At 70.9% G+C, this 25,384-nt stretch carries 17 protein-coding genes; 11 read left to right on the forward strand and 6 right to left on the reverse strand.

All coding sequences use genetic code 11. The annotated features are described in order from the left end of the window. From ACYQ78_RS00625 to aceB, 3 genes are read right to left on the reverse strand one after another with little or no spacing between them, the layout of a single operon-like run. Entirely contained in the window at positions 1 to 1,113 is a 1,113-nt protein-coding gene (locus tag ACYQ78_RS00625; RefSeq protein ID WP_459798639.1) for an FAD-binding oxidoreductase, read from the reverse strand. Then, on the reverse strand, positions 1,113 to 2,531 hold the full coding sequence (locus ACYQ78_RS00630) for an FAD-linked oxidase C-terminal domain-containing protein (protein ID WP_459798640.1): 1,419 nt from the start codon (positions 2,529 to 2,531) through the stop codon (positions 1,113 to 1,115). Before ACYQ78_RS00630 ends, ACYQ78_RS00625 begins: the two co-directional genes overlap by 1 nt. Further along, complete coding sequence (gene aceB, locus ACYQ78_RS00635) at positions 2,528 to 4,117, reverse strand: malate synthase A (RefSeq protein WP_459798641.1); 1,590 nt, start codon at positions 4,115 to 4,117, stop codon at positions 2,528 to 2,530. Before aceB ends, ACYQ78_RS00630 begins: the two co-directional genes overlap by 4 nt. Positions 4,118 to 4,258: 141 nt before the next feature. Between aceB and ACYQ78_RS00640 the strand changes: the two genes are divergently transcribed. After that, positions 4,259 to 4,951, forward strand: a complete 693-nt coding sequence (locus tag ACYQ78_RS00640; protein WP_459798642.1) for a DUF4097 family beta strand repeat-containing protein — start codon at positions 4,259 to 4,261, stop codon at positions 4,949 to 4,951. Position 4,952: 1 nt separating this feature from the next. Here the strand turns inward: ACYQ78_RS00640 and ACYQ78_RS00645 are convergent, their stop codons facing one another. Continuing rightward, positions 4,953 to 6,299, reverse strand: a complete 1,347-nt coding sequence (locus tag ACYQ78_RS00645; protein ID WP_459798643.1) for an FAD-binding oxidoreductase — start codon at positions 6,297 to 6,299, stop codon at positions 4,953 to 4,955. A gap of 141 nt (positions 6,300 to 6,440) precedes the next feature. Between ACYQ78_RS00645 and ACYQ78_RS00650 the strand changes: the two genes are divergently transcribed. After that, positions 6,441 to 9,719 carry a BTAD domain-containing putative transcriptional regulator gene (locus ACYQ78_RS00650; protein WP_459798644.1) on the forward strand — a complete coding sequence of 1,093 codons (3,279 nt, stop codon included), beginning with the start codon at positions 6,441 to 6,443 and terminating at the stop codon, positions 9,717 to 9,719. On the opposite strand, the gene ACYQ78_RS00655 is transcribed toward ACYQ78_RS00650, so the two are convergent. After that, the gene (locus ACYQ78_RS00655; RefSeq protein ID WP_459798645.1) at positions 9,701 to 11,038 is read right to left on the reverse strand and encodes an FAD-binding oxidoreductase; all 1,338 of its coding nucleotides are present in this window, start codon (positions 11,036 to 11,038) and stop codon (positions 9,701 to 9,703) included. The two genes, ACYQ78_RS00650 and ACYQ78_RS00655, sit on opposite strands and share 19 nt — an antisense overlap. A gap of 78 nt (positions 11,039 to 11,116) precedes the next feature. On the opposite strand from ACYQ78_RS00655, the gene ACYQ78_RS00660 reads away from it, so the two are divergent. The 5 genes from ACYQ78_RS00660 (at position 11,117) to ACYQ78_RS00680 (ending at position 18,921) form a co-directional block, all read left to right on the forward strand. Continuing rightward, positions 11,117 to 14,362: a BTAD domain-containing putative transcriptional regulator gene (locus ACYQ78_RS00660; protein WP_459798646.1), complete on the forward strand. Its 3,246-nt coding sequence runs from the start codon at positions 11,117 to 11,119 to the stop codon at positions 14,360 to 14,362. 84 nt (positions 14,363 to 14,446) lie between these two features. Beyond that, a complete protein-coding gene (hflX, locus tag ACYQ78_RS00665; protein WP_459798647.1) occupies positions 14,447 to 15,844 on the forward strand; it encodes a GTPase HflX in 1,398 nt (465 codons plus the stop codon). A 419-nt stretch (positions 15,845 to 16,263) separates the two neighbouring features. Continuing rightward, positions 16,264 to 17,472 (forward strand): imidazolonepropionase, encoded by a 1,209-nt coding sequence (gene hutI, locus ACYQ78_RS00670; protein ID WP_459798648.1) that lies wholly within the window; start codon positions 16,264 to 16,266, stop codon positions 17,470 to 17,472. Continuing rightward, positions 17,473 to 18,312: a DegV family protein gene (locus ACYQ78_RS00675; RefSeq protein ID WP_459798649.1), complete on the forward strand. Its 840-nt coding sequence runs from the start codon at positions 17,473 to 17,475 to the stop codon at positions 18,310 to 18,312. It abuts the gene before it with no gap. 24 nt (positions 18,313 to 18,336) lie between these two features. Beyond that, positions 18,337 to 18,921 (forward strand): GIY-YIG nuclease family protein, encoded by a 585-nt coding sequence (locus tag ACYQ78_RS00680; protein ID WP_459798650.1) that lies wholly within the window; start codon positions 18,337 to 18,339, stop codon positions 18,919 to 18,921. 126 nt (positions 18,922 to 19,047) lie between these two features. Here the strand turns inward: ACYQ78_RS00680 and ACYQ78_RS00685 are convergent, their stop codons facing one another. Further along, entirely contained in the window at positions 19,048 to 19,614 is a 567-nt protein-coding gene (locus ACYQ78_RS00685; RefSeq protein WP_459798651.1) for a cysteine hydrolase family protein, read from the reverse strand. Positions 19,615 to 19,766: 152 nt separating this feature from the next. Here ACYQ78_RS00685 and ACYQ78_RS00690 point away from each other — a divergent pair, with 152 nt between their 5' ends. The 4 genes from ACYQ78_RS00690 (at position 19,767) to holA (ending at position 25,370) form a co-directional block, all read left to right on the forward strand. Next, the gene (locus ACYQ78_RS00690; protein WP_459798652.1) at positions 19,767 to 20,246 is read left to right on the forward strand and encodes a hypothetical protein; all 480 of its coding nucleotides are present in this window, start codon (positions 19,767 to 19,769) and stop codon (positions 20,244 to 20,246) included. Between the two features lie 392 nt (positions 20,247 to 20,638). Next, the gene (locus tag ACYQ78_RS00695; protein ID WP_459798653.1) at positions 20,639 to 21,265 is read left to right on the forward strand and encodes a helix-hairpin-helix domain-containing protein; all 627 of its coding nucleotides are present in this window, start codon (positions 20,639 to 20,641) and stop codon (positions 21,263 to 21,265) included. A 941-nt stretch (positions 21,266 to 22,206) separates the two neighbouring features. Further along, positions 22,207 to 24,387, forward strand: a complete 2,181-nt coding sequence (locus ACYQ78_RS00700; protein WP_459798654.1) for a DNA internalization-related competence protein ComEC/Rec2 — start codon at positions 22,207 to 22,209, stop codon at positions 24,385 to 24,387. A 17-nt stretch (positions 24,388 to 24,404) separates the two neighbouring features. Further along, entirely contained in the window at positions 24,405 to 25,370 is a 966-nt protein-coding gene (gene holA / locus ACYQ78_RS00705; protein WP_459798655.1) for a DNA polymerase III subunit delta, read from the forward strand. Positions 25,371 to 25,384 lie beyond the last annotated feature (14 nt).

Here is a 25,384-nt window from a genome sequence, read left to right on the forward strand (position 1 = left end):
TCAGATGCCTCCCGCGAGCCGTCCGGGCGACATGCGCCGCTCGGGGTCGAACCGCTCCTTGACCCGCCGCATCAACGGTAGCGAGGGAACCGGCCCCCACCGGTCGCCGCCGAACTCCCCGGACAGGCCGACCAGCCGGGCGTGGTCGGGCAGTTCCGCCCGCCAGGCGTCGAGGTCGGTCGATCCGGAGGCCAGGTAGACACCGGTGGCGAGCGAGCCGCGTACCGACACCCCATCTGGGACGAACGGTGCCACCCGGCACCGCAGTGAGTACAACGGCTCGCCGGGTGGCCGCCCCCACCACGGCGGAGCCTCGGTGTGGACGTCGCCACCGCCGAACAGCTCCCGCGCAGCCAGAGCGCGCTGCTCGGACGCGGGGCCCTCGAACAGCGCAGCCACCGTCGACAACTCATTGAACGGATGGTCGATCTCGACCGCGCTCGGTTCGAGCTGCGACTTCAGCAGGGCCGAAGCGTCCTCCCAGCTCTCGCACTCGAAATAGAGCCAGCGGCGGTCGGCCGGGATCGGGTGGAGCCGGAAGGTCGCCTCGGCGATCACCCCGAGCGTCCCGTAGGAGCCGGTGAACAGCTTGCCGAGGTCGTATCCGGCGACGTTCTTCACGACCTTGCCGCCGGCCTTGGCGACCGTGCCGTCGGACAGCACGACCGTCACCCCGATCAGCAGGTCGCGGGCGTTGCCGTAGCGGAAGGCCCGGGGGCCGGGACACGGCGCGGCCAGGGTCCCCCCGATGGTCGCCTCGGCGAACGGGACGTCGAGCGCGAGCTCCTGCCCCGCCTTGGCCAGCACCTCGGCCAGCCGGGCGACGGGGATGCCCGCCTGCACCCTGACCACCAGGTCACCGGCCACGTGTTCGAGCACCTCGTGCATCGCCGACAGGTCGAGCAGGACGTCGGCCCGCTCGGGCGGCGCCGCCCAGCCGAGCTTGCTGCGGCCCCCGGCGGGGGTCACGGACAGCCCGGCGTCGGCGCAGGCGCCCAGGATGACGGAGATCTCGTCGACGCTCTCGGGCCGGGCGACCCAGCGCGGCACCACCCCGCCGACCGCGTCGAGCGGGCCGCCGTCGCGGATCATCACTCCCGTGTGGCCGAGCATCAGAAGATCTCCCCGGGTGAGCCCTTGTGGACGCGGGGCACCTCGCCGCACAGCCTCGGCGTCGGGAAGACCTTGCCGGGGTTGGACCGGCCGCCGGGGTCGAAGGCGCAGCGCAGACGTTGCATGGTGTCGAGGTCGGCGTCGGTGAACATGCGCGGCATGTAACGGGCCTTGTCGACGCCCACGCCGTGTTCGCCGGTGATCGAGCCGCCGTGCAGGATGCACAGGTCGAGGATCCGCCCGCTGACGATCTCGGCGCGCTCGCCCTCGCCGGGGGCGGCGTCGTCGAAGAGCACCAGCGGGTGGAGGTTGCCGTCGCCGGCGTGGAAGACGTTGGCGACCCGGATGCCGAACTCGGCCTGCAGCGCGTCGATCCCGGCCAGCACCTCACCGAGGGAGGTCCGGGGCACGACGCCGTCTTGGACGATGTAGGCCGGGCTGATCCGGCCCACGGCCGCGAACGCCGACTTGCGGCCCTTCCAGATCTTCGCCCGTTCGTCGGCCGAGGCGGCCACCCGCTGCTCGAACGAGCCGGTACCCACGCAGATCGCGATCACCTCGGCCAACTGGGCCTCGACCTCGGAACAGGGGCCGTCGAGCTCGACGATCAGCACCGCCCCGGCGTCGGCGGGATAACCGCAGGCCACGGCGGCCTCGGCGGCTTCGATGGCGAGGGCGTCCATCATCTCGATGGCGGCGGGCAGGATGCCCGCGCCGATGATCGACGACACCGCCTGGCCGCCCGCCTCGATCGACGCGAAAGCGGCCAGCAGGGTGGTCACCGACTCGGGGGCGCGCATCAGCCTGACGGTGATCTTGGTGGCGATGCCGAGCGTGCCCTCCGACCCGACGAACGCGCCGAGCAGGTCGTAGCCGAAGTCGTCTTCGGAGATCTCGACGATCTCCCCCTCGGGGGTGACGATCTCCAGGGCCAGGACGTGGTTCACGGTGAACCCGTATTTGAGGCAGTGGGCCCCGCCCGAGTTCTCGGCCACGTTGCCGCCGATCGAGCAGATCTGCTGGCTCGACGGGTCGGGCGCGTAGTAGTAGCCCTGGGCGCGGACCGCCTCGGTGATCGCCAGGTTGGTGACCCCCGGTTCGACCACCGCCCGGCGCTGGTCGAGGTCGATCGAGAGGATCCGCCGCATCCGCGACGTCACGATGAGGACCCCGTCTGAGCGGGGCAGTGCGCCCCCCGACAGCCCCGTGCCCGAGCCGCGCGCCACGAACGGCACGCCGAACTCGGCGCAGACCTTGACCACCGCCGCGATCTCCTCCGTGGTCTCCGGCAGGACCACGACCATCGGGGTCGCGCGGTGGTAGGTGAGGCCGTCGCACTCGTAGGTCCGCAGCCTGACCGGGTCGGTGATGACCCGGTCGGGCGGAAAGAGCGCGTCGAGCCGGTCGAGCACCGTCACGGCATCTGAGAATACGCCGGAAGGGTCAAAAACTCGGCGAAGTCATCGTCAAGGGCAACTTGCTTGAACAGCGCGGTGGCCTGGGTGAACAGGGTTTCGTCCCAGATCGGCTCTTTTCTGATTTTGCCGAGTTCCTCGTCGATGATCCGCTCGACGAGCTCCTTGGTGACCACCTCGCGGGTGTCGGCGAGCTCGATGTCGTTGTGGATCCACTGCCAGATCTGCGACCGGGAGATCTCGGCGGTGGCGGCGTCCTCCATCAGGTTGTGGATGGCCACCGCGCCGCTGCCGCCCATCCAGGCCGCCAGATAGCGCAGGGCGACGTCGACGTTGTTGCGCAGGCCGGTCTCGGTGATCTCGCCGGGCGTCTTGGAGACCGACAGCAGGTCTTCGGCGGTGACGGAGACCTCTTCGCGCTTGCGGTCGAGCTGGTTCGGCTTGTCGCCGAGCACGCCGTCGAAGACCTCTTCGCAGATCGGCACCAGGTCGGGGTGGGCCACCCACGAGCCGTCGAAGCCGTCGCCCGACTCGCGGGTCTTGTCGGCGCGGACCTTCTCCAGGGCGACCGCGTTCACTTCCGGGTCTCTGCGGGAGGGGATGAAGGCGGCCATCCCGCCGATGGCGTGGGCGCCGCGCTTGTGGCAGGTCCGCACCAGCAGTTCCGTGTACGCCCGCATGAAGGGCGCCGTCATCGTCACGGTGTTGCGTTCGGGGAGCAGGAACTCGCGGCCACGCGTGCGGAACTTCTTGATCACGCTGAACAGGTAGTCCCACCGGCCGGCGTTGAGACCGGCGGAGTGGTCGCGCAACTCGTAAAGGATCTCTTCCATCTCGAAGGCCGCCGGGTAGGTCTCGATGAGGACCGTGGCCCTGACGGTGCCCAGGGGCAGCCCGACCGCGTTCTGGGCGGCGACGAAGACGTCGTTCCAGAGGCGGGCCTCCAGGTGCGACTCGATCTTCGGGAGGTAGAAGTAGGGCCCCTTGCCCTTGGCCAGCAGGCGGCGCGCGTTGTGGAAGAAGTAGAGCGCGAAGTCGAAGAGCGAGGCGGAGACCGGCTGGCCGTCGACGGTCAGGTGCTTCTCGTCGAGGTGCCAGCCGCGCGGGCGGACCACGATCGTGGCCAGTTCCTCGTCGGGCCTGAGCGTGTAGGCCTTGCCGCCGCTCTCGAAGTCGATCTCACGGTCGAGCGCGGCCCGCAGGTTGAGCTGGCCGTTGATGTTGTTGTCCCACGTGGGGGAGTTGGCGTCTTCGAAGTCGGCCAGCCACACGCGGGCGCCCGAGTTGAGGGCGTTGATGGTCATCTTGCGGTCGACCGGGCCGGTGATCTCGACCCGGCGGTCTTCGAGGCCGAACGCCGGGGGCGCCACCTGCCAGTCGCCGCGCCTGATCTCCTCGGTTTCGGGCAGGAACCCGAGCGTGCCCCCCGCCGACAGCTCGGCCTGGCGGGTCTGACGGGCGGCCAGCAGGTCGCGGCGGCGGGCGTCGAAGGCCCGGTGGAGTTCCGCCACGAAGGCGAGGGCCTCGGGGGTGAGGATCTCGTCGAATCGGTCGGACATCGGGCCGTTGATCTCAACGCCGTTCGTCATTCGCCCCACTCTTTTCCACTCTATGGAAACTCGATTCTGTCCAATGGAAGATTATCAGAGGGCGTTCCTGAGGGTCCGGTCAGGGAGTCCTGGGGGCCATCCCCGATGGGACCGGGGCTCCGGCGCTCCCAGACTGATGGCATGAGAATGAAGAGCCTCGCGGCAGCGGGTCTGCTGGCCGGATCCGCGCTGCTCCTGACCGCCTGTGGCGACCTCGACTTCGACCTCGATTTCGGGCCGCGCAACGAGGCCGTCGAGAAGTACGACGTCAAAGACGCCGTCACCAAACTCCGCATCGAGGCCGGCTCGGGCGACGTGGTCGTCAACGAGTCCGACCGCACCGGCGTCTCGGTGACCGAGACCCTCCACTACCGGGGCGACAAGCCGACCGACGGCCACAAGGTCGGCGACGGCACTCTGACCCTCTCCTACAAGTGCGGCGACTGCTCGATCGACTACACCGTCGAGGTCCCCAAGGGCCTCGACGTCAACGTCGACACCGGTTCCGGCGAGATCACGCTGCGCGCCCTCAGCGGCCCGGTCGACGTCTCGACGGGCTCGGGCGAGGTCGACGCCTCCGGCCTGCTGGGCAAGACCTTCGTCGCCGAGGCCGGTTCGGGCACCGTCGAGGCCAAGTTCGGCGCCGCCCCCGACTCGGTCGACATCCAGACCGGTTCGGGCGACGGCATCGCGTGGGTCCCCGGCGGCAGCTACCACGCCACCCTCCACACCGGCTCGGGCGAGCGGGTCGTCGAGGTCACCAACGACCCGGCCGCCGCCAAGAAGATCGTCATCCAGACCGGTTCGGGCGACAGCAAGGTCCTCAAGCTCTAGTTCAGCTCACGGGGTGGTTACTGCGGAACGTGCCCAGGGGGTCCCGCCGGGTCTTGATCCGGCGGAGCCGGGTGAGCGTTTCCACGGGGAAGGCGTGGTCGGCCGGTTCGTCGTGGCCGAGGAACGTGAAGACCTTGCGGTCGGACGTGCAGGGCTCCAGTGCCCGCGCGATCGAGGCCTGCCGCTCCACGATCGGCCCGGCCATCTCCGGCCAGATCAGCATCCCGGCCGCGTGGACCTGGTACTTCTCGGTCAGATGACCGCAGGCGCCCGCGTCGGGGCTCTCGACCGCCAGGGCGCCGCCGAGGTGGCGGATCATGACGAAGGCGAGCGGGGCGACCGTGCCGGGGCCGGTCGCGGCGAGCAGCGTGGTCGCGGCCCGCTCGTCGAGGTCGGTGAGCAGGTGTGAGGTGACCAGCGCGGGGGTGGGGTCGGTCGGCTCCATGCAGATCTCGCCGAGCCGGTCGACCGGCATCATGCCGCGGGTGTCCATGACCGCGCCGGGGATCGCGTCGAAGCGGGCCAGCAGCTCACGGGCCCGCTCCTCGCCGCCGAGGTAGGTGACGTCCAGGCAGACCGCCGACAGGCCGCGCAGCGGCTCGGGCAGTTCGGGGAGCGGCGGGAGCTGGAGCAGGGTGAACCACAGGGTGAGGTCGTCGGGGGCGGTGCGGGTGGCCTCGCGGAAGGCGGTCAGCACCTCGGCGGCGCGGGCGGCCGGCCACATGAGGCGGCCGCCGAACAGCTCGGGCGCGGGGAACAGATTGATCTCGACGGCGGTGACGATCGCGTAGTCGCCGCCGCCTCCGCGCAGCGCCCAGAACAGGTCGGGGTCGGTGTCGCCGGTCACCCGGCGGTGCTCGCCCTGGGCGTCCACCAGCTCGAAGGCGACCACGTTGTTGGCGGCGAAGCCGTGCTTGCGGCCGAACCAGCTCAGCCCGCCGCCCAGCACGAACCCGGTCACGCTGACCGCGCCGGTGCTGCCGGCCAGACCGGTCAGGCCGTGCTTGGCGGCGGCGGTCAGCACCTCCTGCCACGACGCCCCGGCCTCCACCCGGGCCACCCGCTCCTCGGGCCGCACGTGCACCGCGCGCATCCGGGAGGTGCGCAGCAGGATCGTCCCGTCGAACCCGGCCGAGGGCGCGTGGCCGTTGGGCTGGGTGGCGATCGCCAGGCCGTAGAGGCTCGCGTGGCGGACCACGGCGGCCACGTCGGCGGCGTCCTCGGCCTCCACGACGGCCAGCACGCGCTGGTCGACGGCGCCGTCCCAGGGCTCACGGGCCCGCTCGAAACCCTCGTCGCCGGTGGTGAGCACCCGGCCCCTGACTACCTGCCGCAAGTCGTTGATCATGGTTCCTCCTCGTTCGTCTGGATCGAGGATCCGTGCGGGGGTTTGGGGTCGAGTTGCGATGCGGTTGGAGAGTGACTTGAAGCCGCTTTGAAGGGGTGCGAATCGGTCGTAGTGTGGGCGTCGATCGATGCAAGGAGAACCGTGGAACCGCTGTTCTTTCGCCTGTTCGGGCCCTTGGAGGTCCGTCCGGGGAACGGCGGGCCGCTTGATTTGGGCCCGCCCAAACAGCGGGCCGTCCTGGCGCTGCTGGCCCTGGAGGCCGGGCACATCGTGCCGCTCGACCGGCTGATCGACGAACTGTGGGCCGACGAGGCGCCCTCCAGCGCGACGGGGACGCTCCAGGCGTACATCTCGCACCTGCGCCGGGCCCTGGAACCGGGCCGCGCGCCGCGTACGCCGCCGAAGATCCTGCTGACCAAGGAGCCCGGCTACCTGCTGGCGGTGCCGCCGGGGCAGGTCGACCTGGCCAGGTTCACCCGCCTGGCCGAAGACGGGCGCCGGATGCTGGTCAGGGGCGACCATCGTGGCGCGCTGGAGACCCTCGACAAGGCGCTCGGCACCTGGCGCGGCGAGCCGCTGGCCGAGTTCTCCGACTACGAGTTCGCCCGGCCCGTCGCCGCCCGCCTGTCCGAGGTGTACGCCTCGGCGTCGGAAGACCGGCTCGACGCCCGCCTGGCGCTCGGCGACGCCGCCTCGTGCGTGGCCGACCTGGAGAGACTCGTCCAGGCGCATCCCTACCGGGAGCGGATGTGGGGGCTGCTGGTGCTGGCCCTCTACCGGTCGGGGCGGCAGGCCGACGCGCTGGCCGCCATCCGGCGGGTACGCGCCCTGCTGGCCGACGAACTCGGCATCGAGCCCGGCCCCGACCTGCGGCGGATCGAGAAGGCGGTCTTCGAGCAGTCGGCCGATCTGGCGGGATACGTCCCGGAGACCCCGGTCACGGTCGTGGCGCCGGTGACCACGACGGCGCCCCGGCTGATCGCGCGCGGCCCGCAGCTCGCCCGGGTGGCCGAACGGGTCATGGACGCCCGGCGCGGCCGGGGCGGGATCGTCCTGGTCACCGGCGAGGCCGGGATCGGCAAGACGCTGTTCGCCCGGACCGCCGCCGAGGAGGCCAGGGATCTGGGCCTGCGGGTGGTGTGGGGCCGCTGTTCGGAGGGCGACACCGCGCCCGCGTTCTGGCCCTGGCTCCAAGCGGTCCGCGAACTGGGCGAGCCCGGCCTGGAAGCCGCCGGGCTGCTGTCCGGCGACGTCGCCACGCCGACCGTCGACCCCGGCGCCGCCCTCTACGACCTGCACGACAAGGTGTTCGGCGCGCTGGTGGCGGGCGGTCCGACGGTGGTGGTGTTCGACGACCTGCACGCCGCCGACATCGCCTCGCTCCGCCTGCTGGCCTTCGCCGCCGGGCAGGTGCACCGGCGCTCGGTGCTGATCCTGGCCACGATGCGCCCCGAGCCCGGCCGCGAGCCCGAACAGCTCAGCGGCACCCTGGCCGGGCTGGCCCGCGAACCCGGCACCGAACGCCTGCCGCTGCCGCCCTTCGGCGTGGCCGACGTCGCCGCCTTCCTCGGCCGCGACGACCCCGCCTTGGCCGAGACCCTCTACCAGCGCACCGGCGGCAACCCCTTCTACCTGGGCGAACTCCTGCGCCTTGCGGACAGCGAACACGGCCTGACCGAGGTGCCCGACGGCGTGCGCGAGGTCATCGGCCGCCGCGTCGCCCGGCTGCCCGACCGCTGCCAGGAACTCCTCCGGGTCGCCTCGGCGCTCGGCCGCGACGTCTCGCTCGACGTGCTGTCGGTGGCCGCGGGGGACCCCGCCGACCAGGTCATGTACGAGCTCGAACCGGCCGTCGCCGTCGGCCTGCTGTCCGAATCCGACGGGTTCGACTACCGCTTCAGCCATGTCCTGGTCTGCGACGCCCTCTACGCCGGGCTGCCCCGCCTGGCCAGAGCCCGCCTCCACCTCAAGGTGGGCGAGGCGATGGAGTCGCTGCCCGGCGGCGACGTCACCGCCCGCCTGCCGGTGCTGGCCCACCACTTCGCCATGGCCGCCCGCGTCGGCGGCGCCAAGCGGGCCGTCGAGTACGCCGCCCGCGCCGCCCGCCGCGCCGTCGCCCAGCGCGCCTACGACGAGGCCGTCGAACTCTGGCTGCGCGCGCTGGCCGCCCACGGCGCCGCCGACCCCGCCAAACGCGTCGAACTGCTCACCGAACTCGGCCGGGCCCGGCGCGCCACCGGCGACGTCTCGGGCGCCCACGCCGTGCTGGAGCAGGCCATCGAACTGGCCGAGACCCTGGGCGACCGCTCGGCGATGGCCGAGGCCGCGATGGTCTACGGCGGCGTCACCGTCTGGAACTGGCGCCGCTACGGCGTCGTCGACGACCGCATGGTCGCCACCCTCGAAGACCTGCTCGCGGGCCCGCTGGAGGACTATCAGCGCGCCGCCCTCCTCGGCACCCTGAGCCTGGAGCTCCACTACGGCCCCCGCGTCCTCGAAGGCCGCGCCCACGCCATGGAGGCCGTCGAGATCGCCCGCCGCCTCGGCGACCCCGACCTGCGCGCCCAGACGCTCAACAACGCCATCACCGCCTTCTGGACCGACGACGGCCTGGCCCAGCGGGTCGCCTACTGCGACGAGATGCTGGCGCTCCCCGGCCTGCCGAAATCCACCGAGCTGGTGGCCCGCATCCTGCGCATGGTCGTCACCCTCCAGATGGGCGACCTGGCGGCCTGGACCGACGACCTCGGGCGCTGCCGCCACCTGCTCGCCGAGGTCCACCGGCCCGACCTGGCCGCCATGGTCTGGCTGGCCGAGTCGACCGGCGCCGCGCTGGCCGGCCGCTTCGACGAGTCGCTCGGTTTCTACGCCGACACCGGCCGCCTCCTCGACCTCACCACGATGTGGGGCATGGAGGACTGCCGCCTGCTCAACCTCTACACGGCCCGCGAGGCCCAGGGCCGCGCGGGGGAACTGGCCGACGAGCTGATCGCGGCGGCCCACGAGCCCGAGCACGCCCCGATGCGCACCATCGCCGTGCTGGCCGCGATCGACGCGGGCCGGATCGAGGAGGCCCGGCGGCTGGCCGAGCGCTGGAGCGGCTGGATCCCGCTCGACTGGAGCCACGACTTCATCGCGGCGAGCTGGGGGCTGGTCGCGGCCCGGATCGGGGTCCCCGACCCGGCCGCCAAATACGCCGAGCTCGAACCGCTCGCCGACCGGTTCGTCGAGATGGGCAGCTCGGTGAGCTGCTGGGGCTCGATGCGGCTGGTCCTGGCCGAGCTGGCCGCCGCCCTCGGACGGCCGGATCTGGCCGGGGAGCACGCCGCCGCCGCGCTCGGCGTCCACACCCGGCTCGGGCTCCCGCACCTGGTGGAGCGCAGCCGCGCCCTGCTCGACCGCTACGCCAGCACGGGGTAGTTGCTGCGGAAGGTCCCGTGCGGGTCGCGGCGCCGCTTGATCTCCCGCAGCCGGGCCAGCGCGTCGGCCGGGAACGCCGCCGCCGCCTTCTCTCCCGGGCCGAGATAGGTGAAGGGCTTACGTCCGGTCGTGTACGGCACGAGCTCCCGCGAGATCTCGGCCTGCCGCCGCGTGACCATCTCGGCCACCGGCGGCGCCGGGGCCACCCCGAGCAGGCCGAGCAGGTAGGGCTCGGCGATGTGGCCGTGCGCGCCGTGGGTCTCCGACGGCCGGGCGAGCGCGCCGCCCAGGTGGCGGACCTGCACCGACACCATCGGTCCTCCCGCGGCCGACAGGATCGTCCGGGCCGCCTCGTCGGGCAGGCCGGTCAGGATCTGCCCGGAGAAGATCGACGCGCCTGGTTCGGTCGGCTCGTTGCAGATCGAGCCCATCTCGCCGGCCCGCAGCGGGCGCCGCGAGTCGATCATCAGGCCGGGGATCGCCGCCAGCCGGTCGGTCAGCGCCCGGCCCTCGGCCTCCGCGCCCAGGTAGGCCAGGTCCAGGACGACCGCCGACAGGCCCCGGATCGGCTCCGGCACCTCGGGGAAGGGCGGGAACTCCAGCCGGTTGAACCAGAGCGTGAGCTCCTCGGGGGCGGTCGCGGTGGCGTCGCGGAAGGCGTCCAGGACCTCGGGGGCGTGCTCCGAGGGCCACAGCAACCGGCCGCCGAAGATCGACGGCGCCGGGAACAGCTCGATCTCCACCGCCGTGACCAGCGCGAAGTCACCGCCGCCGCCGCGAAGCGCCCAGAACAGGTCGGGGTCGGTGTCACCGGTGACCCGGGCGGGGTGCCCGTCGGCGTCGACCACCTCGAAGGCCCGCACACTGGACGCGCCGAACCCGTGCTTCCGCCCGAACCAGCTCAGCCCGCCGCCGAGCAGATACCCGGTCGCGCTGACCACGGGGGAGCTGCCGCACAGCCCGGTCAGGCCGTGCTCGGCCGCCGCGGCCTGCACCTCGCCCCAGCTCGCGCCCGCCTCGACGCGGGCGATCCGGCGGAGGGGGTCGACCGACACGCCGCGCAGCAGGTGGGTGCGGAGCAGCACCTCGCCGTCGAGGCCGCCGCCCGCGCCGTGCCCGTTGGGCTGGGTCGCCACCGGCACCCCGGCCATCCGCGCGCACCGCACGGCCGCCGCGGCGTCGGCCGCGTCCTCGGGGACCACGACGAGCCGTACGCCGCCCTGGTCGACGGCCCGGTTCCAGGGCAGCCTGGCCGTCTCGAAACTGTCGTCGCCGGGCACCAGCACCCGGCCCCGGATCGCAGTGGTGAAGTCATCCATGACGCCACTCTGGGTTGACCCGTTTGCGGTGGGGCTGGGGGTGACTAGTGACCCACTAGTGGTCGTAATGTGACGCTCATGGACGTTCGCCTCTTCGGTCCCATGGAGGTGCGGGACGCCGACGGACGCCGCATCGAGATCGGCACCCCCAAGCAGCGCGCCGTGCTCGCCATGCTCGCGATCGATCCCGGCCGGGTGGTCTCCCTCGACCGGCTGATCGACGAGCTGTGGTCGGGCGAGGCCCCTTCGAGTGCGACCGGAACGCTCCAGGCGTACATCTCCCAGCTCAGGCGTGCCCTCGAACCGGGCCGCGCGCCCCGTACCCCGCCCAAGGTGCTGCTCACCCGCGAGCCCGGCTATCTGCTGGCGGTCGCGCCGGGCGAGGTCGACCTGGCCAGGTTCCGGGCGCTGGCCGACGACGGGCGCCGCCTCCTGGCCCAGGGCCAGCACGCCCGCGCCCTCCAGGCCTACGACCAGGCCCTCGCCGTCTGGCGGGGCGAGCCGCTGGAGGAGTTCGCCGCCTACCCCTTCGCCCGGCCGGTGATCGACGGGCTGGCCGACCTGTGGGTGTCGTCCACCGAAGACCGCTTCGAGGCCCGGCTGGCGCTCGGCGAGAGCGGGTCGTGCGTCCCCGGCCTGGAGGCGCTCGTCAAGGAGCACCCCTATCGCGAACGCATGTGGGGCCTGCTCGTGCTGGCCCTCTACCGGGCCGGGCGCCAGGCCGACGCGCTGGCCGCGCTCCGCCAGGTCCGCACGATCCTCGACCGCGAGCTCGGCATCGAACCCGGGCCCGAGCTGCGCCGGCTCGAACAGGCGGTGTTCGGGCAGTCGGCCGACCTCGACGGGCCCGCGCCCGCCGTGACCGCCGCCCCGGCGCCGCCCGCGCCGCAGGTGCCCGGGGAACGGCTGATCGCGCGGGGCGAGCAGCTCGCCCGGATCGACGAGCGGCTGTCGGCCGTCCGGCGCGGCCAGGGCGGCGTGCTGATCGTGACCGGGGAGGCCGGGGTCGGCAAGACCCGGCTCGCCCAGGCCGCCGCCGAGGAGGCCGAGGCCCGGGGGATGGCCGTGGGCTGGGGACGCTGCGCCGAGGACACCGGCGCGCCCGCCTTCTGGCCGTGGCTCCAGGCGCTCCGCGACCTCGGCAGGGACACCGCGCTGTCGCTGCTCACCGGTGACGTGGCGCTGGCCGACGACCCCGGCGCGGCCCTGTTCGAACTGCACGCCCGGGTGGTCGACGACCTCACCGCGGCGCCGCTGCCCGCCCTCGTGGTCCTCGACGACCTCCACTGGGCCGACGCCGCCTCCCTGCGTCTGCTCCAGTTCGCCGCCGGAGAGCTGTCCCGGCGGCCCGTCCTGATCCTGGTCACCCTCCGGCCCGATCCCGGCGACCTGCTGCGCGACACCCTCGGGGCGCTCTCCCGGGAACTCGGGGTCGACCGGGTGCCGCTGCGGCCCTTCAGCCCCGCCGAGGTCTCGGCCTACCTGCGCCGCCGCGACCTCGACGATCCCGCACTGGCCGGACGCCTCCACGAACGCACCGGCGGCAACCCCTTCTACCTGGGTGAGGTCCTGCGGCTCGCCGACAGCGAGCGCGGCCTGACCGAGGTGCCCGACGGAGTGCGGGAGGTCATCGGACGCCGCGTCGCCCGGCTGCCCGAGCCCACACAGGAGGTCCTGCGAGCGGTCGCGGTGCTCGGCCGCGAGGCCGAGCTCGACGTGCTCGAACGCGTCACCGGCACCGACATCGAACAGGTGATGTCGCTGCTCGAACCGGCCGTCGGCACCGGCCTGCTGATCGAGTCGGACGACGGCTACCGCTTCTCCCACGCCCTGGTCCGCGACGCCCTGTACGCGGGCCTGTCCCGCCTCGCCCGCGCCCGCCTCCACCTGCGCGCCGCCACCGCCCTGGAGAGCCTGCCCGCCGTCGAGGTCTCCGCGCTGGCCCACCACTACGGCCTGGCCGCCCGCGTCGGCGGCGCGGACAAGGCCGTCGAATACGCGATCCGGGCCGCCCGCCAGTCGGCCACCCGCCACGCCTACCACGAGGCCGCCGCCTTCTGGGCCCGCGCCCTGACCGCCCTCGGCCCCGGCGACCCGGCCCGCCGCTGCGACCTCCTCATCGAGCACAGCCAGGCGCTGCGCGCCGTCGGCGACCCCCAGCAGGCCCGCGTCGTCCTGCTCGACGCCATCGGCCTGGCCGACGAACTCGGCGACCGGGCCGCGGTGATCCGCGCCGTCTCGGTCTTCGGCAGCGCCACCGTCTGGAACTGGCAGCCCTACGGCTGGGTCGACGAACGCGTGGTCGCCGTGCTCGAAGGGCTGCTGCGCCAGCCCCTCGACCTCGCCGACCGGGCCGCCGTACTGGGCGTGCTCGCCCTCGAACTCGGTTACTCACCCCGCCGCGCCGAAGGCGAGGCCATGGCGGCGGAGGCCGTCGAACTGGCCAGAAGGGCGGGCGACGACGACCTGCGCGTGCGCACGATCAACAACTACCTCGTGATCGCCGACCTCAGCGAACGCGAGGCCGAGCGCACCGCCGCCGCCGACGAGATGCTCACCATCCCCGGCCTGCCCGCCCGCACCGAGATCGTCGCCCGCGTCTTCCGCATGTCCAACCTGCTGCGCGGCGGCCGCCTGGCCGAGTGGGAACACGACCTGGCCCGCTGCAGGCACCTGCTCACCGAGGCCCGGCGCCCCGAACTCACCGCGATGGTGCTCAACGCCGAATCGGCCATGCGGATCCTGCGCGGCGACTGGGCCGAGGCCGAACGCCTCGCCGGGGAGTTCGGCGGCCTGCTCGGCGCCACGACCATGTGGGGCCGCGACTACCCCCGCCTGGTCACCGTCTTCATCTCGCGCCGCGCCCAGGGCCGGACCGCCGAGATCCTCCCTGAGCTGGTCGAGTTCGCGCGGCAGCCCGACATGACCCCGCTCCGCCCGGCCGCGATCCTGGCCACCCTCGACGTCGGCGACGCCGAAGGGGCCCGCCGGATGATCGCCGAATGGGGCACCGAGATCCCCGACAACTGGAGCACCGGCTTCCTCACCGTGCTCTGGGCCGAGATCTCCAGCCGACTGGGCACGCCCGACCCTTCCTTCCTGTACGGCAGACTCAAGCCGTACAGCGAGAGAATCGTGGTGAGCGGGACGGGCACGGCCGCGCTCGGCAGCACCCACCTCCCCCTGGCGCGGCTGGCCCGCGCGATGGGCGACCACGACCTGGCCCGGCGGCACGCCGAGGCCGCGCTCGGGCTGCACGAACGCCTCGGCCTGGCCCACTGGGCGGGCGAGAGTCGCAGGATCCTCACCGAGCTGGGAGCTTAACGTGATGCGGGGGATTCCCGTGTCGTGCCACCATCGGTGGGAAGACACGGTGGTGTCGCATTGTTAACAAGGGAAATGACATATATGACTAACGAGCCCGAAGACATCGGCGATTACGAACTCGAAGAGCGTCAGGCGCTACGGAGGGTCGCGGGTCTTTCGACAGAGCTCGAAGATGTCACCGAAGTCGAATACCGGCAGCTCCGTCTGGAACGGGTCGTCCTGATCGGCGTCTGGACCAGCGGCAGTGTCTTCGACGCGGAGAACTCCCTCCAAGAGCTCAAGCTGCTGGCCGAGACGGCCGGTTCCGAGGTCCTCGAAGGCCTCATGCAGCGACGCGACAAGCCCGACCCCGCCACCTACATCGGTTCCGGCAAGGCGGTCGAACTGCGCGACATCGTCGCCTCGACCGGCGCCGACACCGTGATCTGCGACGGTGAGCTGAGCCCCGGTCAGCTCCGCCAGCTCGAAGAGGTCGTCAAGGTCAAGGTCATCGACCGCACCGCGCTGATCCTCGACATCTTCGCCCAGCACGCCAAGAGCCGTGAGGGCAAGGCCCAGGTCGAACTGGCCCAGCTCTCCTACCTGCTGCCGCGCCTGCGCGGCTGGGGTGGCAACCTGTCCCGTCAGGTCGGTGGCCGGGCGGCCGGCGGCGTCGGCATCGGCGGCCGCGGCCCCGGTGAGACCAAGATCGAGCTCGACCGGCGCCGCATCCGCGAGCGCATGTCGAAGCTGCGCCGCCAGATCAAGGAGATGTCGACCGCGCGCGACACCAAGCGCAACCGCCGCCAGCGCCGCGAGGTGCCGGCCGTGGCGATCGCGGGTTACACCAACGCGGGCAAGTCGTCGCTCCTCAACCGCCTGACCGGCGCGGGTGTGCTGGTGGAGGACGCCCTGTTCGCCACCCTCGATCCGACGGTACGCCGCGCGCGCACCCCCGAAGGCCGCCTGTTCACCCTGGCCGACACGGTCGGGTTCGTGCGCCACCTGCCCCACCAGCTCGTCGAGGCGTTCCGCTCGACCCTGGAGGAGGTCGGCGACGCCGACCTGATCCTCCACGTGGTCGACGGCTCCCACCCCGACCCCGAGTCGCAGCTCTCGGCCGTCCGCGAGGTGTTCTCGGAGATCGAGGGCGCCCGCGACATCCCCGAGATCGTCGTCATCAACAAGGCCGACGCCGCCAGCCGTGAGGTGCTCGACCGCCTGACGATGCGCGAGCGCCACAGCATCGTGGTCAGCGCCCGCACCGGCCAGGGCATCGCCGAGCTGATGGACCTCATCGAGCAGGAGCTCCCGCACCTCGACCACGAGATCCACATGCTGGTCCCCTACGACCGGGGCGACCTGGTCGCGCGGGCCCACAAGGAGGGCGAGGTCCTGTCGGTCGACCACACCGGCGACGGCACGGTTCTGCACGCCCGGGTCCCGTCGGCCCTGCTCCACGAGCTCGACCGGGTGGCCAAGCCGGTAGAAACCGTCTAATTTCGTACCATTCCCGCAAAACGGCAGGAAAGCGGCGGTAGCTAGCATGCTTCGCCGTTGGTACGATATGCCGAAACTTGCGGCGAGTTTCGCTGTGAGTGTGGTTACGCGTGGGGGACGCGCGCTTTACCGGGCCCTACCTGGGGGAATGGGTCCCGGCGTGACAGGAGAGCAGGACGGGCCAACCGGATGCCCAGGAGGCGAACCGGCGTTCTTCTCAATAACCCTGTACAGCGAGCCGACCTGTGAAATAACGTAACTGGACTGAAATCGCCGAGGTAACCCCCCCGGCGATCGGTCCATCGCACAACCCGGTGCGCGATGAGAGCAGGAGACCCCCCGATGACGTCCGGACACGGCGCGGACCCAGTGGGTTCACCAGTGGCGACGGCATTGGCGTCCTCATTGGCGGTGGTCGGATGACCGTTCGGCTGCTCACGAACATCGGCCGTCTCTGGACCGGCCACGATGTCTGCAGCAACGCTTCTATTCTCGTCCACAACGACCGCATCGCCTGGGTCGGCCGGGCGGCCGACCTGCCGCAATCGGTCCCCGGAGTCGTCGACGACATCACCGACGTCGACCAGGTGGAGAACCTGGGCGGCGCCCTTGTGACGCCCGGCCTCATCGACGCCCACACCCACCCCGTCTACGCGGGCAACCGCTACGCCGAACTGGCGATGCGGTCGGGTGGCTCGTCGGCGTCGGCGATCACCGCCGCCGGTGGCGGCATCGGCTCCACCGTCACGGTGACGCGCGGCACCGACCCCTGGACGCTGTGCAACGGTGTCCGCGAGCGGCTGCGCGAATGGCTCCTCAGCGGCACCACGACCGTCGAGGCCAAGACGGGCTACCACCTCACGCGCGACGGCGAACTCGCCGACGTGCGCCTTCTCCGTGAACTGGAGAAGGAACCGATGATGCCGCGCGTCCACGTGACGTTCATGGCCGCCCACGTGGTCCCGCCGGAATACTTCGGCCGTCAGCGCGACTACGTCGAGGCCGTGGCGGCGTGGTGCGCCGACGCCGCGGCGGCCGGCGCCGACTCCGTCGACGTCTACTGCGACGACGGCCACTTCTCCACCGAGGAGGCCCGCTGGGTGCTCGCCTCGGGCCGCAACGTCGGCCTGCTGCCGCGCGTCCACGCCGGCGCCTATGCCAAGCGCGGCGCCGTGCAGCTCGCCGCCGAGATGGGCTGCGCCTCCGCCGACCTGCTCCACCACGTGACCGACGAGGACATCGCGCTGATGGCCCGCTACGGCGTGCCCGCGGTCGTCTGCCCCGGCACCGCCCTCCAGCAGGGCTCGCTCCCGCCGGTCCGCCGCCTGCTCTCGCAGCACGTGCCGGTCGCGCTCGGCAGCGACCACAACCCCGGCCACTGCGGCATCACGTCGATGTCCCTCGTCATCAGCCTCGCCGTCGCCGCGTTCGGTATGAGCGTCGGCGACGCCCTGCGCGCCGCCACCCTCGGTGGCGCCCAGGTCCTGGGAGCCCCCGACCGGGGCATCCTGGCCCCCGGGCGGCTCGCCGACATCGTCCAGTGGGACGCCGACCACGAGGGCGCCTTCGCCTGGGCCTTCGGACTGAAGCCGCGCCGCGTCTGGCGTGGCGGCGTGCCCGTGCAGTAGATGACGGTCGCCGTCGTCACCGACTCGACCGCCTACCTCCCGCCCGGGGAGGTTTCCCGGTACGGAATCGCGGTGGTGCCGGTGACCGTGGTCATCGGCGGACAGGAGTTCCTGGACGGAGCCCAGATCTCCGCTGAGGCCGTTTCCGGTGCTTTGCGTGAGCCTGGTGGGGTGACGACCTCCCGGCCTTCTCCTTCGCGCTTCGCCGAGGTGTACGCGGCGGCGGCCGCCCGGGGCGCCACGGGGGTGGTGTCCGTGCACCTGTCGGGGGTGCTGTCGGGGACGGTGGACGCGGCTCGTCTGGCCGCCCAGTCCGCGCCTCTGCCCGTCGAGGTCGTCGACAGCCGGTCGGTGGGGATGGGGCTCGGGTTCTCCGTTCTGGCCGCGGCGCATTCGGCTGCTCGGGGGGAATCGCTTTCTGCGGTGGTTTCGGGTGCGCGGTGGTGTGCTTATGGGACGCGGTCGTTCTTTTACGTGGACACGCTGGAGTATCTGCGGCGGAGTGGGCGGATCGGGGTGGCGGCCGGGCTATGGGGGACGGCGCTTTCCGTTAAGCCGCTGCTTTATGTGAACGACGGGGCTGTTTCTCTTTTGGAGAAGGTGCGGACTGCTTCTCGGGCGTTGGCGCGGCTGGAGGATCTGGCGGTGGTGGCGGCGGGGGAGGAGCTCGTGAACGTGGGGGTGCAGCATTTGGGGGCTGCTTCGCGGGCTGAGTCGTTGGTGGAGAGGTTGCGGGGGCGGGTGCCCAAGCTGGGAGAAGTTTGGGTGGGGGAGATGGGGGCCGCGATCGGGGTCCATACGGGGCCTGGCGTGGTGGGGGTCACGGTTTCACCTGCGTGAGCGTCGTCAGTGTGGGGGTCTTGGGTGGAAGCGTTACTCGATCCGGCCCGGCTTTACAGGGCCGAGGAGATTCGCTCACGGGACTGCCCGATGCCGGCGGCTGCGGGTGTTTATGCCTGGTATTTCACGGCGGCGCCGCCTGGTGTGCCGCTGGAGGGCTGTCACGTGTGGCAGGACGCGGTGCTCCTCTATGTGGGCATCTCGCCGAAGGCGCCACCTGTCAACGGACGTGCCCCCAGTCGGCAGACGATCCGGAGCAGGGTCCGGTATCACTATCGGGGCAACGCGGAAGGTTCGACCCTTCGCCTGACTCTTGGGTGTCTTCTGGCGGATGAGCTGGAGATCGGTCTGCGCCGGGTGGGGAGTGGTAAGCGCATGACGTTCGGCCGTGAGGGGGAGGCGCGGCTCACGGAGTGGATGGCTCGGCATGCTCGTGTCGTCTGGATGGTCGCGGACCGTCCTTGGGAGATCGAGGAGCAGCTGATTCGGTCGCTGGTGCTGCCGCTCAACCTTGATCAGAACCGCCACAGCCCTTTTCACCAAGAGCTTTCCGCACGTCGTGCGGAGCAGAAGGCGCTCGCCCGGTCGCTGCCGGTTGAGAGAACGTGATCGTTCCGCAACCGGTCTGTCGGCGGGGGCGCGAGTGTGACGTGAACGACCAACGGATGATGAGTCCGATGCTCTGAACGCCTGTGCCGAATTAGGGCGTAGGTTCCCGCGCTCCCGCCGTGTCGATCACTTCTCCTCGGGCTCGGCGAAGGTCACGTCGGCGGCGTTGACCACGGCTGTTTCGCGGCCGGGGGCGGACTGGAACTTCCAGTACAGGTTCGTGTGGGCGATGACCTGGTCGACCGGCGGGGCGCCGTAGGCGGTGAGGTCTTCGGTGGTGTGGGCGTCGGCGACGAGGGTGACGTCGTAGCCGCGGGTGAAGGCGCCGTGCATGGTCGAGCGGATGCACGCGTCGGTCTGGGCGCCCGTGACGATCACACGGCCCACACCACGTTCGGCGAGCAGGGTCTCCAACTCGGTGTCTTCGAACGAGTCGCCGTAGAGCTTGTGCACCAGCGGCTCCGACTCCTCCCGCGCCAGCTCGGGGACGTACTCCCAGATGTCGCTGCCGTATTTGAGACCCTCGTCCGAATGCTGAACCCAGACGACCGGAACGTCCTCCGCGCGGGCCTTGCCGATCACAGTGTTGATGTTGGCGATCACTTCGTCTCGGCGGAGCGCACCCTCCACCACTCCGTTCTGCACATCGATGATGAGCAGCGCGCTGTTCGGGCGGTTGGGCAGGGTCGTCATGGGACCTCCTGGTGCTCCGTAGGGATGGCCTCGCACTCACCGGCGGGGACTGTCCGGCTGTTCACGGCCGACGACGTACCCGTCCACACTAGGCCGGGCCACCGACAATTTCGGATGCCGTCCCCACCAGGGCGGAGGCAAGAGGAGGCGTCTTGGCGGACGTGGTCGTGGAGAGTTATCTGCTGGTCGGCGGTGGTTTCGTTCGAGTGCTCGATGTGGACGTTCTCCCAGGTGATGGGCGGTACATCGAGGGCGCGATCGAGTTGGTCATCGACGGCACCGCGATCCTGGACACGACCCTTTGGGATGACGTCGATGTGCTGTGGGCCTACATCGTCAACATGATGGAGGAGCTGGAGACCGGCGACTCGGCCGAGACGTACTTCCCCGACCAGCCCCTGAAGCTCAAATGCGAGCGCGTGCGATGGCGGGGGATGCTGAAGGTCTCCCTCACCTGGGCGAGCACGACCCGGACGGCCATGGTGCCCGAGGACGAGTTCCGCTCCGCCCTGTGCGATCAGGCCACGACGTTCTTCGAGAAGATGATCGAACTGGCGCCGGTCAACGAACAGGGCTACTGCTACTGCCTGACCAGGATCGCGGAGATAAGGCGCTCCGGGCCGTTTCGATGAGTCCCCGTCATTCAGGATCACAGATGGGGAAAGCCGAGTCATAAAGTCCGGCTTGCTCGGTATTTTGGCATTTGCTTTCGAGGAGTTATCCACAGAATCGTTTTCTGTGGCGGCGGGATCACCGCGTGAGGCTTTACCTTCGCCGGGTGCGTAGCAGGGAGCGGGAAAGTCACCAGGCCGTGGCGCAGGCGCGTCTGAACCAGATCGTCGATGGGCCGCCGCCGTCTTTCGGCGTTGATCAGCCCATGCCGAAATACCCGGTGCAGTCGGAGTCCAGGGCCCCGAGGCCGGCCCGCCCCCGTGGGCGCGACCCCTACCGTCCAGAGCCGTCGCCCGACGCTCAGCCTTTCTCTCCCGGTGGCGTACCACCCTCGTTCGGCAAGGCACCACCGTTGCCCCGATGGCCTCTCCCCGAGGAAGACGAACTCGACGGCCCGCTCGACCCCGGTCGCCGGGGGATCAAGGGCCTGATCGTGGTGGGCATCGTGGCCGCATTGGTCGCGGTGGCCATCGCGATCTGGACACGTCCACGCGAGGAACCACTGGCCCCACCCACCCCCGTGGCCGGTTCGTCTGTGGCTCCGACCCCGTCGAAATCGGCTCCCACCGGCGAGGTGACGGTCTATGTGACCGGCAAGGTCAGGCGCCCGGGTGTGATCGCACTGCCGCTGGGATCACGCGTGGTCGACGCGATCATGGCGGCGGGCGGCCTCAAACAGGGCGCCGACCCGGGAGGGCTGAACCTCGCCAGACGGGTGATCGACGGAGAACAGATCGCGGTCGGAGAACCTGGTTCGGCCATCCCGCCGCCGGGAGTCACCGATTCTGGCGTGGTCAGCCTCAACTCCGCCACCGCCGATCAACTCGATCAGCTACCCGGTGTGGGCGAAGTCCTGGCGGAACGCATCGTCGAATACCGCGACACCAACGGCGGCTTCCAGAGCATCGAACAGTTACGCGAGGTCGAAGGAATCGGCGAAGCAAAATTCGCCGACCTGAAAGACCAGGTCACCCTCTAAAAGCCCAAACCCGTTTTCTGTACGACTGGATTGAACGGAGTTGCTCGACGACCTGGCCGGCTATGCCATGTCGGCTTCTATTACATGCGACTGACGAACGGTGTAAGGGATGGGCGTGATGCTCCAGGTCGCCTTTGGCAGGCGCTGAGAAACTCAAGCGGAGGGTCCGGTAGGGCAGCGTTGCTTCCCTACGTTTCTGAGCCCGAGAGAGCAAGCGCCCACGCAGCCGCAAGCTTGACGGGAGGAAGCAACGGGAAGCGGCCGTCGCGTCGCAATCCTGGCCGTCCGAGTTCGCGGAGCTTGCCAGCCGCCTTGGTGCTGGTGAAGCGCTGCGTTCCCGCTTCAACAAGGTGAAGGCGCACTGTGGCCTTGGCCGTTCGGCGTCGCCGAGGTGGCCGACCGCTTTGGTATTGGTGCGGTCCCGCGCCACCTCCGCGAGGCCGGTGAACGCGAGGGACCCACCGCGATCCTGGCTGAACGCGTTCCACCAAGGTCGTCGGCTGCCTTGGTTCTGGTGCGGCGCTGCGATCCGGTCCTGCTTCCCCGAGGCTGTTGACGGCAAAGGTCCATCGCTCCCCTTGAGGAAGGGTTCCACCAAAGCCGCCTTGGTGCTGGTGCGGTCGTACGCCACTGATCACCTGCTTCAACCGCGGGCGGTGGTGTGGAAGGTATCGGTTCAGCTCAGTGAAAGGAGTTTCCGTGAGTTGCCGGGTTCGGGGGTTCCGTTCGGCCGCCTCTTCATTGGGCGGCCAGTGCGGTGGCTCCCGATGAGCAGTCGGTTGCGCTCAAGCAGAGGGCTTAAAGTCGCCGATGAGCTGAGGGCTCACGTCCAGCGGCGGAAGGATCGGTATCGCCCCAAACGGCCGAGGCCTGACGACGAGGTCATCGTCCCGCCCGCCAACGTCTGGCAGGGGCACTCCGTCGAGTTGGTCGTCCCGGCCGTGGTCGCTTGGTTAGCGGCGCTGTTCCTGATCGGGCTTCCGGCCTGGGTCTCGTTCATGGCCGCAGGTGTCTTCTGCCTGGTCGCTCTGGCCAGGAAGAGAGTCCTGGTCGCGGTCGCCATCGCGGGATGCGCGGTCTCGGTCATCGTCGGGATCAAGGTGCACGGCGTCACTTCGGGCCCGCTGACCCAGATGGCGCAGAAGAACGCCACCGTCTCGGCCGAACTCATCATCTCCGCCGACCCGCGCGTCAAAGAAGACCTCGTCTTCGTCGAGGCCCGAGTGGTCGCAGTGGATCAGCTCAGGCTCGATGCCCCGGTGCTCGTCTTCGCCCGAGGCGACACCTGGGCAACCCTTCTCCCCAGCCAGCACGTCAAAGTCTCCGGCCGTCTGGGAGTCGCCGAACCGGGCGAACTCCTCGCCGCCGTCTTCATGGCGAGAGGACGACCGCAGGTCCTCACCCCGCCGTCCACCTCACACGGTCTCGCGGGCGTCATCAGGGCGGGTCTCCGCGAGGCCAGCTCCGTACTCGCCCCCGCCGAACGCGGCCTCCTCCCCGGCCTGGTCGTCGGCGATGTGACCAATCTCAGCGAAGACGTCAAAGCCGACTTCAAAACCGCCGGCCTCTCCCACCTCACGGCGGTGAGTGGCGCCAACTTGGCCATCATGGGCGGAGCGATCCTCCTCCTGGGCAGGGCCGTCGGGCTCACGCTCGTCTGGCGGGCCGTGCTGGTCGTGGCCGCCATGGTCGCGTTCGCGTTCGTCGCGCGGTTCTCGCCGAGTGTGCTGCGGGCCCTCGTCATGGGGACGGTCGCCGCGCTCGCCCTCGGCACCGGGCGTCAGCGGGACGGCGTCTCCGCCCTCTCGGTCGCTGTGCTGCTGTTGCTGCTGTTCAACCCCGGGCTGGCCAGGGAGTACGGCTTCGCCCTCTCGGTGTGCGCGACCGCCGGGATCATCCTGCTGGCTCCGTACTGGCGCGATCGGATGGCCACGCGGATGCCCCGCTGGTGCGCGGAGGCGATCGCGGTCCCGGCGGCGGCGCAGGTCGCGGTCACGCCTGTCCTGGTGCTCATGTCGGGGCAGATCGGGCTGATCGCCATCCCGGCCAACCTGCTCGCCGGTCCGGCCGTGGCTCCGGCGACCATCATCGGGTTCGTCGCCGCGATCACGGCGCCGATCAGCATGGACCTCGCCCAGCTCGTCACCCGTCCGGCGGGGCTGGCCGTCGGGTGGATCATCCTGGTCGCCGATCGGGCGGCCGACGTACCGGCCGCGACCATCGGGTGGCCCGGCGGGCTGGTGGGGGTGGCGTTACTCGTACCGATCGGATTCGCCCTGTGGCATCGAGGGGCCAGGCGCGTGAGCCTCGCCGTCGCGGCGGGGGTGCTGGTCGCGACGCTCGTGGCGGGGCCGGTGGTGTCCGGTTGGCCGCCCAGTGGGTGGCTCATGGTGATGTGCGACGTCGGGCAGGGCGATGCGATCGTGCTCGACGCGGGAGACGGGAAAGGCGTGGTCGTGGACGCGGGGCCGGAGCCCGACCTCGTCGACGCCTGCCTCGACCGGCTGGGGATCGAGGCGGTGCCGCTCCTCGTGCTGACCCATCCGCACGCCGACCACACCGGCGGGCTCGCCGGGGTTCTCCGCGACCGTCAGGTCGGGGCCGTCGTGGTCAGTCCGCGCCGGGTGGTCAATCCGGAGTTGGTCACGCGCCGCGTGCCCGAGTGGGTCGTCACGCCGGGCACCACGTGGAAGTTCGGCGATCTCGTCCTCACCGTCGTCTCGCCCCCGCCGGACGCGCCGCCGAAGGGCGCGGGCGAGGGGTCGGTGCTGAACAACGCGAGTGTGGTGCTGCACGCCAAGTGGCCCGAGACGTCGGCGCTGCTCGCGGGTGACCTGGAGACCGAGGCGGAGTCCGCTCTCGTACGCAGTCTCCCGCCCGCCGACATCCTCAAGGTCCCCCACCACGGGAGCGCCAGGCAAGACCCCGCCTTCCTCGCCGCCACCCGCTCCCGGCTGGCCCTGATCAGTGTGGGCGCCGGAAACGACTACGGACACCCGGCGCCCTCGACGGTCAGCACCCTGACCATGCTCGGCAACCGGATCCACCGCACCGATCTTCAGGGCGACATCGCGGTCGTGACCAGGGACGGCGTGCTGGCCGTGGTCGCGCGGGGGCCGTGATGTGGCATGCTGCCGGGATGGGGAACGCCGCGCCGGTGACGCTCGTGTCGGGTGACGAGGAACTGCTCGCCGACCGGGCGGTCGCGTCGGTCGTCTCGGCCGTACGCACCTCGGAGCCCACCGCCGAAGTCCACGACCTCACCGGTGGGAAGGTCGAGCCCGGCGAGCTGACCCGGCTGATGTCGCCCTCGTTGTTCGGCGACCGTTCGGTCGTGGTGGTCCGCAACGCCCAGGACCTGTCGAAAGACGTCATCACCGAGACGGTCAAATACGCGGCGCACCCGTCCGACGACGTGACGCTCGTGCTGGTCCATCCGGGCGGGGTGAAGGGGAAGGCGCTGGTCGACGGGCTGAAGAAGTCCGGCGCCCAGGTGGTCACGGTCGCCAAGCTCACCAAAGCGGGCGAACGCATCGACTTCATCCGCAACGAGTTCCGCAACCTCGGCCGCACGATCGCCCCCGCCGCCGCCCACGCCCTCCTCGACGCGGTCGGCAGCGACCTGCGTGAGCTGGCGGCGGCGTGCAGCCAGCTGGCGTTCGACACCCAGGAGAAGACGGTCGGCGAGACCGCCGTGGCCCGCTACCACCGGGGCCGGGCCGAGGTGAGCGGCTTCAACGTGGCCGACATGGCCATCGAGGGCAAACTCGCCGAAGCCCTCGAACAACTCCGCTGGGCGCTGTCGACCGGTGTGGCCCCGGTGCTGATCGTCAGCGCGATGGCGGGGGGCCTGCGCGGGCTCGCGAAGGTGTCGGGCGCGCCCAGGAACGCCAACGAGAACCAGCTCGCCGGCAAGCTGGGCATGCCGCCCTGGAAGATCCGCAACGCCCGCCGCCAGCTCAACGGGTGGGGGCCCGGTGGCCTGACCCGGGCCATCCAGGCGGTCGCATCTGCGGACGAACAGGTCAAGGGCGGCGGAACCGACGCGGCCTACGCTCTGGAGAACACCATCCAGACGATCGTCCACAGCCGAAACGGCCGCTGACGCACCACAGGGAG

Source organism: Herbidospora sp. RD11066, assembly GCF_054661255.1.